Annotated in this window: 9 protein-coding genes; 7 read left to right on the top strand and 2 right to left on the bottom strand. The window is 60.6% G+C overall.

The features are described from left to right. The 6 genes from AC1DUU_RS12985 to AC1DUU_RS12960 form a co-directional block, all read left to right on the top strand. A partial coding sequence (locus AC1DUU_RS12985; protein WP_476783831.1) for a DUF6212 domain-containing protein occupies positions 1-270 on the top strand: 270 nt, incomplete at its 5' end. Further along, complete coding sequence (locus tag AC1DUU_RS12980; protein WP_476783830.1) at positions 257-2929, top strand: glycosyltransferase; 2673 nt, start codon at positions 257-259, stop codon at positions 2927-2929. The genes AC1DUU_RS12985 and AC1DUU_RS12980, both read left to right, overlap by 14 nt. Positions 2930-2970: 41 nt before the next feature. Further along, complete coding sequence (locus AC1DUU_RS12975; protein WP_476783829.1) at positions 2971-4149, top strand: polysaccharide pyruvyl transferase family protein; 1179 nt, start codon at positions 2971-2973, stop codon at positions 4147-4149. A 44-nt stretch (positions 4150-4193) separates the two neighbouring features. Next, positions 4194-5366 (top strand): polysaccharide pyruvyl transferase family protein, encoded by a 1173-nt coding sequence (locus tag AC1DUU_RS12970; RefSeq protein WP_476783828.1) that lies wholly within the window; start codon positions 4194-4196, stop codon positions 5364-5366. Between the two features lie 43 nt (positions 5367-5409). After that, a complete protein-coding gene (locus tag AC1DUU_RS12965) occupies positions 5410-6510 on the top strand; it encodes a glycoside hydrolase (protein WP_476783827.1) in 1101 nt (366 codons plus the stop codon). Between the two features lie 83 nt (positions 6511-6593). Next, complete coding sequence (locus AC1DUU_RS12960; protein WP_476783826.1) at positions 6594-7544, top strand: alpha/beta hydrolase; 951 nt, start codon at positions 6594-6596, stop codon at positions 7542-7544. 144 nt (positions 7545-7688) lie between these two features. Here the strand turns inward: AC1DUU_RS12960 and AC1DUU_RS12955 are convergent, their stop codons facing one another. Next, entirely contained in the window at positions 7689-8159 is a 471-nt protein-coding gene (locus tag AC1DUU_RS12955; RefSeq protein WP_476783825.1) for a nucleoside deaminase, read from the bottom strand. A 447-nt stretch (positions 8160-8606) separates the two neighbouring features. Further along, positions 8607-9017, bottom strand: coding sequence for a hypothetical protein (locus AC1DUU_RS12950; protein ID WP_476783824.1), 411 nt, complete (start codon positions 9015-9017; stop codon positions 8607-8609). Positions 9018-9117: 100 nt separating this feature from the next. Between AC1DUU_RS12950 and AC1DUU_RS12945 the strand changes: the two genes are divergently transcribed. Then, positions 9118-9816, top strand: coding sequence for an IS6 family transposase (locus AC1DUU_RS12945; protein WP_476783823.1), 699 nt, complete (start codon positions 9118-9120; stop codon positions 9814-9816). Positions 9817-10064 lie beyond the last annotated feature (248 nt).

The raw sequence follows: 10064 nt of genomic DNA, 5'->3' as shown, positions 1-10064 counted from the left end.
GCCCCGGCAAATGCCAACGCACGATCCGAAGTGGCGGAGTTGTTGCGTACGGGCTCGGCAAAGCCGTCGGCCTTCTTCAGCGGCTGGCGCGAGGTCGGCCCCAATCAGTCGATCAACATCAACATGCACATGGACGAGCCGGTGCGTGCGCACATGGATCTCATGATCCTGAGCCGAGCCGTCACCGGTTCAGTCGATTTCTCCTGGCTCAAGGTATCGGGCTTCCGACTGGTCAAGCAGTCGGGGGAGGCGATCAATGTCGGCCGGTAAGCACGATTTGATTGCCGTGGCGATGCCGCTGTACGGCCATGCCGCGCTGGTGCTGGAAGCGCTGGAATCCGTCCTGGCTTCGACGGCTTCCAATTGCAGGATTGCCATTGTCGTCTCCGTCGACGGCGATCCACGGCACGAGGCTTTCGACCTTTTGCTGCTTTATGCCGCCAGCCATCCTCAAATACATGTGGTGTTCGGCCCCAACGCCGGACCGGGCGGGGCGCGCAATCGCGCGATCGACTACGTGCTGGAAAACCTGCCGGAGGCCAAGGCGCTTTACTTGCTGGATGCCGACAACAGGGTTCTGCCGGGTACCATCGAAACGCTGTACGAGCAACTTCTCTCGAGCGGTTGCGGCTGGGTCTACACCAATATCGACACCTTCTCGGTGAATTGGCGCGCGCACTACGGCAACCGCTATTCACGGCTTGTCCACTGCATCACCGACAACATCTGCGACACCGGCTCGATGATCTCCATCGACGTCTTCCTGGCCGGCGTACGCTTCAACGACGACCGGCAGAACGGATTCGAGGACTGGGAGTTCTGGCTTTCCTGCATCGAGCACGGCTTCGTCGGCGTCCCCTCGCATGATACCACCTTCGAGTATCGGCTGCGGGCGGAAAGCCGCTTCAAGGAAGCCAATCGCGAGCGTGCCACTTCGGTCAGCTTCCTTAGGAAGCGCCACAAGGCATTGTTCCAACGTCCGATGCTTGTCGAGTTCGAGCACGAGGAATGCCCGCGCTATCTCTTCGCGCGGACCGAAGATGCCGCTATCTCGTTCTTCACCGATCCCACCAAGCCGCCGAAGATGCTTCGCCTCGACGACATCATCCCGGATTTCTGGGCGAGCATCGGCGAGCCTGACAATGTCCACTTCCCGCCTTTCCTGATCGCAGGTAGCGGCGCGACGCTCGACCTCTTGCGACGGTCGCGGATGCTGCCCAACGTGCTTTGCCACTTGGAGCGCCTGAGCGAGAAGGCGAACATCGTCTTCGTCCAGCTCGGCAACGATGCGACGCAGCGCAAGATCGAACCGGTGATCCTGGAGTCGGGGGCCTCGCAGGCCGCGTCTGCCGACCTGATCTTCATTCCGACGTCGCTTGTTTGCGATGTGATCCAAAACAACGCGCTGGACTGGTTCTCCTCGATCGGCAACCAGCAGGTCTGGCCCACTTCGGCCATCCTGAAGGTGCGTTTCCCGTTCCCACGGAGTCGGCCGCGGCGGTCGCAAATCACGCCCCAGCAGGTGATGATAAATTGTGTCAACGCCATTGCCACGAGCCCGCTGCGCCAGACCGCCGGCGCACGCTGGACATGGCGGCCAGCACGACTTGTGCCTTTCGCGGACCTGTACAAATCACTGCGAAAAGAGATCGGCGGATCGCCGGTCCTGCCGCTTGGCCACAGCGACGGCAAGCGCACAGCGGCGCTGCTCGTGCCCAATGCGTCGTTCGGCGGTGCCGAAAAGGTGGTCTATGCAGCCGCGCGCGAGCTGAAGAGGGCCGGTTTCGAAACCCATCTCTTCGTGCTCGGCGCCCTGCGCATGGACGTCATTGACGAGTTCGACGCGAGCTTCGATCACATCCATTTCTGGAATGAGGGCATTCCGGCATGGGGAGGCTCGGGCCAGTTCCTCGGCCAGGACTTCATTGCCGAGCACCACGAGGTCGACTGGGGCGCTCTGAAGGGGCAGCTCTCGGGTTTCGACCTGGTCATCAACAACCATGTGATGTCGGTTCATCCGCTGATTGCACGGCTGCKCTCGGAGGGAACGCGCACGGCCTGCTATCTTCACGTCGTAGACAACACCTCGTTCAAACGGCCGGCCGGCCAGCCCTTCGCGGCAATCGCCCACGAGCATTGCTACGACGCGTTTCTGACGTGCTCGGAGCAGCTCAAGATCTACCTTCGCAGTTTCGGTGTCCCCCTCGAAAAGGTCTTCGCTGTGGCCAATGGCGCGAGTTTTTCGGTGCCGCCCAAGGCGCTTGCCGAGGTGGTGTCGGCAAGGAGGGGGGAGCGGAAGGACGATCGGCTGCGGCTCCTCTATATGGGACGGTTCGACCAGCAAAAGGGCATCGACCGCCTGGCCGCCACGATCGCTGAGCTGCACGCCACGCGCGTTCCTGTCGACATACGGGCGATCGGAGGCGAGATTCTCGCCGATTCCACTGTTTCCTGGACGGAGCAGCTGAAGGACCTCGGCGTCGACGTGCACCCCCCGGTTTTTGCCAGCAAGGAGCTAATCAAGGCGCTGGGCTGGGCCGACGTGCTCGTCATGCCATCGCGCTGGGAAGGCGCTCCCTTGATGATCGCCGAAGCGCAGCAGCTCGGCTGCGTTCCCATCTCAACCGGCGTCGGCGCCGTGGGTGAACTCATCACCCATGGCGAAGACGGCATCCTCATCGATGCCGATGTCGATTCCCAGGTGGTGCGGCAGATGGCAGGGGTCATCGAAGAGGTCGCCCGCGATCGCCGCAAGCTCGTTCCGCTCATGGAAGGCTGCCTCGACTCGGCGGCACGACGGTCGTGGACAAGCTCGTTCTCGGAATTCCTCGGCTGGTGCGACGGCGCGGTGAACAATTCATCGCTGTCGCGTGCGGTTGTCATGCGCCGGCCCGAGACGGCCGACACAGAGGTCGTGGCGGCCGGCTGAACGGCTTCCACCAGTTCTATCAAGCAGAAAGGTCTAGTTGTATGCGTCCAAGGATCCTCGTGACGGGCATTCCTGGCCACTATTCGYGCCTTGCAAGCGGTGCCAATGGATTGGCCGTCTCCTATTCGGAACGGCAGAAGCAACCGGAGTCGAAGGACGAGTTCATCCAGGAACTGAAAAACATCAGTAACACCGGCAACTATCTGATCGGCGAGGGTGCTTTGCGTGCGCTCGCACCGCATGCCAAGCAGGTGCCCTTCTGGCATCTCTATAATTGCAGCCAAAACGGGGATGGATTCGAGCAGTTCAATTCCAACTTCGACATCTGCGTCTTCACCTGCGCAAACCTGTTGCGCAAGGGGCTCTCCGCCGACGCCGAAGCGGAAGTGCTGAGCAAGCTCAAGATGCCGATCGTCATGCTTGGCATCGGCCAGCAGAACCGCAAGGATCTCGAAAATGCACTGCCGGAGGGCACGAAGCGGCTGCTGGGCATTCTCAAGGAGCGGGAGCACTATTTCCTGACGCGCGRTCATGAAACCACCAGTTTCCTGAAGGACCAGGGCTTCTCCAATGTCCGGCCGACCGGCTGTCCGTCCGTCTATTTCATGCCGGACAACATGCGCCGGGCGCTGAAGAAGCTGCCGGGCGTGCAGATTGGCAAGGCGCGGACCATCTTCTCGGGCTACCTCGGCGCCAATCACGACGCGATCGTCGACGCCAACGCCCTGGAGCCGCAGGATTCGGTTCCCCAATATGTCGTCCAGGACGAATTCCTGCACTTCGACATGAAGGTTGAGCCGAACGCCGAAGGGCGAGTCTACGACACAGCCTCCGGGATGATGATCGGCGATATCGCCTATCCGGGCACCGAGCGGCTCAAGCGTCCATTCGAAGTGCGCACCTTCTTCGACACGAACCAATGGCGCGCCTGGGCCTCGTCGATGGACTTCAATTTCGGGCGGCGTTTCCACGGCTCGATCATTGCCATGCAGGCAGGGGTGCCAAGCCTGATGGTGGCAGTGGACGATCGCATGCGTGAGATGCTGGGCTTCACAGGCTTGCCGGCTGTGGACGCTACCGATCTCGACAAGGCCGAAAACCGGGCCGAGTTCGTCGCCGATCATCTGCCCGGCCTCAACGCGTCCGAACTGGTCGACCGCTACTCCGATCGTGAGCGCAATTTCCGCACGGCGCTGCGCGAGATCGGCATTGGGCATTAGCCGCCGCCGGCCCCACATTCTCAGGCACAATTTCAGGGAACATCATGCGCATTCTGCTTACGGGCATCCCATCATATCTGCAGCGAACCGTGGCGAGCGTGTCCGGGGCGGAGGTTCGCCACAGGCCCTATTTCGACGACATCCGCACCAAGGCGGAGCTGATCGAACAGGTCAGGAAGATCGCCAACACCGGCAACTATCTGATCGGGGAGGGCGCGGCCTACAGCCTGAAGGCGCATGACGTCACCTACGTGCCGTTCTGGCACCTCGCCCGCAGCTGTGATTCCGCGGAAGCCTACGAGCGCCTGAACCAGGAGTTCGACATCTGCGTCTTCGCCTCGGCCAACCTTTTGCGGCCTGGCTATTCCGCCGATCTGGAAGCGGAAGTGTTCGAGAAATTGAAGATGCCGGTCGTGGTCATGGGTATCGGCATCCAGCGCAAGGAAGGCCTCAAGGAGAACCTGCCCGCCGGCACCCTCAAGTTCCTCGATGTCCTCAAGCGCAAGGAGACCTTCTTCCTCACCCGTGGCTATTTCACCGCCGAGTTCCTAAGGGAACAAGGCATGAAGTTTGTAAAGCCGACCGGTTGTCCGTCGCTCTATTTCAACCCGGCGGGGATGCAGCGATCGCTCGCGGCACTCGCGGATCCTGATCTGGCGAACGCGCAGAAAATCGCCTTCGGCGGCTATCTCGGCAGCGTGGCCGATACGATCGTCGATGCGCACGCGCTGCTGAAGCCGACAAGCGTCGCAAGCTATGTCATACAGGACGAGGTGATCGCCTATAATCTGTCCTTGGCTGGCGACGATCACGCGCCCGTCTATGACAAAGCCAGCGGCCGCATTACCGGGGCAACCTCATACAAGCATTCCGAAAAGTGGCAGAGGGATCATGAGCTCGTGGTCTTCTTCGACACCAACCAGTGGCGAAACTGGATCGCCACCCGCGAACTCTGCTTCGGCCGCCGGTTCCATGGCTGCATCATCGGCATGCAGGCCGGCGTGCCGGCGCTCATGATTGCTGTAGACGACCGCATGCGTGAGATGCTGGAATTTGTCGGCTTCCCCTACATGGAAGCGGCGACGTGGAACCGCGAGGCCGACAAGAAGGCCTATCTCGCCAACTTCCTTTCCAAGATCGATACGCAGGCTGTAACCGATCGGTACTCGGCCTGCGAAGCTAATTTCCGCAGCGCACTCGGCCATGTGGGCCTCTAGTTTCAATATCAAGAGGACGGCGGCGGCCAGACTTCTGTTTGGCATGCTGCTGGCTGTCTGTGGCAACACACCAGTGCCGGCTGCCGATGCCGGCGAGACGCAAGGTGCCCGCATCGGGATCAACCGCATGAACCTCGCCTGGTTGCCGCGAAGCGACCAGGAAAGGGTGCTCGGGGAGATGACRGCGAACGGCATCACCCATGCCCGTCTTTCGCTGTCGCGGCCAGTCGACAAGAGCATCGAGGCCCTTGAGATTGCAAATCGCCTGGGCATACGGATCCTTCTCGAGGTCCAGCTTACCAACAAGAGCTTCTATCCCGAGAAGGCTCGTCCCCGGGCCGGCTTCGGCCGCATCTGGGATGTCCACCGGCTCTCGGAACTCGATCTCGACCGGTACCGCATGGGATTGCGCGACGCACTCGGCCGTATCGATGCCTTGGGCATTCGGCTGGAGGCGATCGAACCCGGAAACGAGATCAATTTCAGTGCCTACAATGGCGATCTCCTTGTCTATCGTCGTCCCGGCGAACAGACCCCACGCAGCATCGCCGATCTCGCGGGCAGGGTGGCCTTCGAGCAGGGGCTCGACAAATATCTGGAGGCCGTGAAGATCACCCGCGAGGAGGTGCGGCGTACCGTTCACAGCAGCGACGCCGGCATCGTTTCGGCCGGCCTGTCCGACCTGAGTGCGGGCTGGGCTGACAAGAGAGGCATGGAGCGCCTCGATCCGCATGAAGTCATTGCGCTGCTGCGCAAGCGGGGCATCGACAGCCTTGTCGATGCCTACGGTATTCACGTCTATCCAGGACAGAAACCAGCGCAGGCGCTTGCGGAGCAGGTGAAGCGCATCCTCGATTTTTGCCGGACCGACAGTGATGGCCGACCCTGCTGGGTGACGGAATGGGGGATTGCGAATACCGCACGCGACTGCCCCGTCGACGACCAAAAGCGGGAAGATGCTGTGCGGGCCGTGCGCACAGTCTTTCAGCAATTGATGGACGAAGGGCGGCTGACGGCAGCCTACTACTACGATTGGGACACTGAGAAGTCATATAGCCTGTGGCGTTGCGGCCGGTTGAGCCCTGCGGGAGCATTGGCCGTCGCACCGGCCAGAACCGAGGCGCCGCGGTCAGTAGTGCCTTGAGCGGGGCAAGCTTTGCGCAGGTGCAAATATAGTGAAGCGGCGATCCGTATTGCCAGAGTATTTCCAACATCCGGGAACTGGACTTGCTCATCTATTCAGACGAAAACCTAGAGGTATTTCACAGGGCGGGATCGTCGCCCTATGTTCTCGTGACCTTCAACGAAATGGAGATGCAGGCAAACGGCAGCCGCTTCTGGGGGCAGCGGTTTTGCGAGAAGGCGGACATCACCGCTCTCGGTTTCATCAGCCGGCGCCCCAACTGGTTCCCAGTGGCGAGCATGGCGAAGGCCAGCGTCGCGGCAGCGCCGATCCTGCGGCAGGCAAGCGAACGCATCCTCTATGGCCACTCCCAGGGTGGCTACGCGACGCTCCGCTATCGCCGGCTCTTCGATGCCGATGTCGCGATTGCCTTCTGTCCGCAGATCTCAATCGATCCCAGGGCGGTCCCCTTCGACGGCCGCTTCACGCGCCACTTCTCGCCCTCCCTTCATGAAGACATGGAGGTCGCGCCTCAGCACGCTGCTGGCCGCGCCTATGTTTTCCATGATCCGTTCCATGCCGTCGATCGCGAGCACGCGGAGCGGATCGCGGCGTTGCAAGAGCGGACGCGGCTCGTCCCGGTGCACATGACAGGCCACGGCACTGTCCGGGCCTTCGCCGGAACGGCACGCGGGCTGGCCCTTATAGAAGCCTGCCGGGCAGACAATGTGCCTGGCCTGCGCTCGCTCGCCCGCGCGGTCCGGGTCGACGCACCCATGCGGCCCTATCAGACCGCGCTCACCGCGATTGCGCGTCATCCCGCCTGGGCCGACAGGCTTTGCGAGCGGTTCCTCAAGGAGTTCTCGCCCGTGCAGCGGGTCAACTACCTCTACCACCGGGCCAATCGACACATACGCGACGGCGAGTTGGCGACCGCGCGCGACATGCTTGTCGAGGCTATAGCCCTTCAACCGAGCAATGCCGGGCCTGCCCGGCGCCTGCAGGAACTCGACGCGCGTATCATCCGCACGGGCGTGGCGGCGGCAACTTTGTGAGACTTTCGCAGGCGAACTAAACAGGTCCTAGTAGCCACCTGTCGATTGATCAGGATGACCGATCGGGAAGCCGAACGAATATTCGTCGCTAGACGGACACGCCCGGGTACTCGCTGCGGAGCCTCCGCCGGAGCGACGGCCGCGTCAGCGCTTCCAAAAATCGCGGTGAGGCGCAAGCAGCTCGTCCTCGATCTCGGGGAAGGGACCGAGTACTTCGATCTCCTTCTGGCCGGAGGCAAGCACCGTGCGGGAGGGAAGGCTCATCGTGGGGTTTTCGGGATGGTCGCCAGTCAGTGCGAGGAGTTTGGTCTCCTCATAGCCGTAGACAAGCTGGCCTATATTCGCCCAGTAAAGTGTGCCTGTGCACATCGCACAGGGCTCGCCGGTTGATACCAACGTGCAGGTCCAGAGAAATTCTGGCGAATAGGCCGCCGCCGCTCGCCGCGCAAGTTCGCTCTCCGCATGATGCACCGTATCGATGTTGCCTTGGCGCATGAGAACCTCGTCGTCAGGCCCGACCAGCACCGCACCGAATGGATGATGACCATGGGCAGCGGTGGCGCGGGCAACATCATTGGCTTCACGGATATGGGTGATCATCTGTTCTCGAGTCACGGCAAAAATCCCCTCATATTTTTACGGGCGGCCGACCACTCTACCAAATAGATCTGACTGGCAGAAAGCTACCGGGTCATGCCGGCGGCGCAACGCACCCTCATCTGCTACTTAGCATCCACCATTAAGCGCCTCTATTAAGCGGGATTGTCAAACGTTACCATTGGCGGAGTTTCGCTCCAAGTCAGCCATAGAGAGCGCTTAGTTGCGCCTGCCAAGCAGACGCTCCAGGAGCCTGGAGAAACGTCGAGTGTTATCTCTCGTGACGCGTGATGCGCTGGGAGGCTCACAGCGGTATCTTTGATCCGCCGCGAACGTCGACGGTGAAGGCGTCGACGCTGTCGTGCCGGGCTTCCGCCCCAGGGAAGAAGCTGGAGCGAAATTACGCCAGTCAACCAAGCCCAATAGCTTGACGTACAGCCGGCGAACGAAAGCACTTACTAGCAGTCAGACGTAAGAAGATATTTTTTCGGACGCGGGCCCGGCGACACCACCCATTGTCGCAGGTATCGCTGCGCTGACTTCATCTGGAATGATCTCGTCGCCAAATCGGCTTCGCATATGGCGGGCCAAGCCTAAAATCACGTTTTCCTTCGCCTCGCGGGGGCGATAAAGGCGCGCGGATATGTAGTAGCTCCAGAGCACCGCCGCGCGGGCATATTTTCGCGGGGTAAGTGCAAGGTGAATACGAACGGGCAACGACGGCACAGCCTCGTTTGGATTAGCATATACAAGCCTATACGGGCCCTTGCTTATCGGGCTTTTGGTCAGCGATTCAAGTTCGCGGTCCTTCGCCTCGAAATTGCCCGAAGCCAGCAGATTCTGGCAGATGCATGAAGTAATGTAGCGGTCGAACATAGATCCGGGCTTGCACAAGGGCCGCGCGCGGTGGTTGTGTTGCAACGTTTTGAATACCGGCACTGTGGCAAGGAGAGCCTCTGACATTTTGGAGGATTGAATGTTCAAGGGCCGCCAGTTCGACCAGTCAGTGATCCTGCTGTGCGTGCGCTGGTACCTGGCCTACAGTCTGAGCCTGCGTGATCTGGAAGAGATGATGGCTGAGCGAGGCATTGCCGTCGACCACACGACCATTCACCGCTGGACCGTCCGCTACGCACCGCTATTGCTGGAGTGTTTCAACCGACGCAAGCGTAGCGTGACCGGCAGATGGCATATCGACGAAACTTACATCAAGGTCCGCGGCCAGTGGATGTACCTTTATCGCGCTATCGACAGTGTCGGCGATACGGTCGAATTCTGGTTCAGCGAGCAGCGTGATCTATTAGCGGCCAAGCGGTTCTTCAGGAAAGCGCTGGCACGTCATGGCCGGCCCGACCGCGTTGTTATCGATGGTAGCCAGACCAACCACGAGGCTATCGTTTCCTGTGACACCACAAATCGCTTGCAAGATCGCTCCCGACGCCGGCTGAAGCCGATCGAAATCCGCAAGGATAAATACCTGAATAACCGGATCGAGCAGGATCATCGGCGCATCAAGCGCCGCGTCCGGCCAATGCTTGGCTTCAAATCACAGGCATCAGCCGCGATCATCCTGTCCGGCATCGAGATGGTCCACATGATGCGCAAGCGACAGGCGAGATACGCCTTCAATCCGAATCCGTCCCTGGCCGAACAGTTCGCAATTCTTGCCGCATAATTGGCCTCGGACCAGCCTTCTTTGCGCTTCCAATCAGCCGTTGCAACAAAACCCATTGTATTCCGTCCAGTTCGTCACCCGATGCCGCTGCCTCGGGAGCATATGGCGGCGGGCGTCATTGAACTTGTGCGGCATTCAGACAATCCTGTCAGGCAGGTACAACCTTAATACCCGGCAAAGCCCGATCCCTGCAACAACGTCATAACAATCGGATCATGAAGGCCAGAATCAGCACCACGGCCGCAATC

Source organism: Aminobacter sp. P4_H6_2 (assembly GCF_056400805.1).
This window is presented reverse-complemented; position numbering and strand designations above follow the sequence as displayed.

Coding starts and splice junctions, on each gene's coding strand:
- AC1DUU_RS12970 (WP_476783828.1), top strand. CDS start 4,194: ATGCGCATTCTGCTTACGGGCATCCCATCATATCTGCAGCGAACCGTG.
- AC1DUU_RS12950 (WP_476783824.1), bottom strand. CDS start 9,017: ATGTTCGACCGCTACATTACTTCATGCATCTGCCAGAATCTGCTGGCT.
- AC1DUU_RS12945 (WP_476783823.1), top strand. CDS start 9,118: ATGTTCAAGGGCCGCCAGTTCGACCAGTCAGTGATCCTGCTGTGCGTG.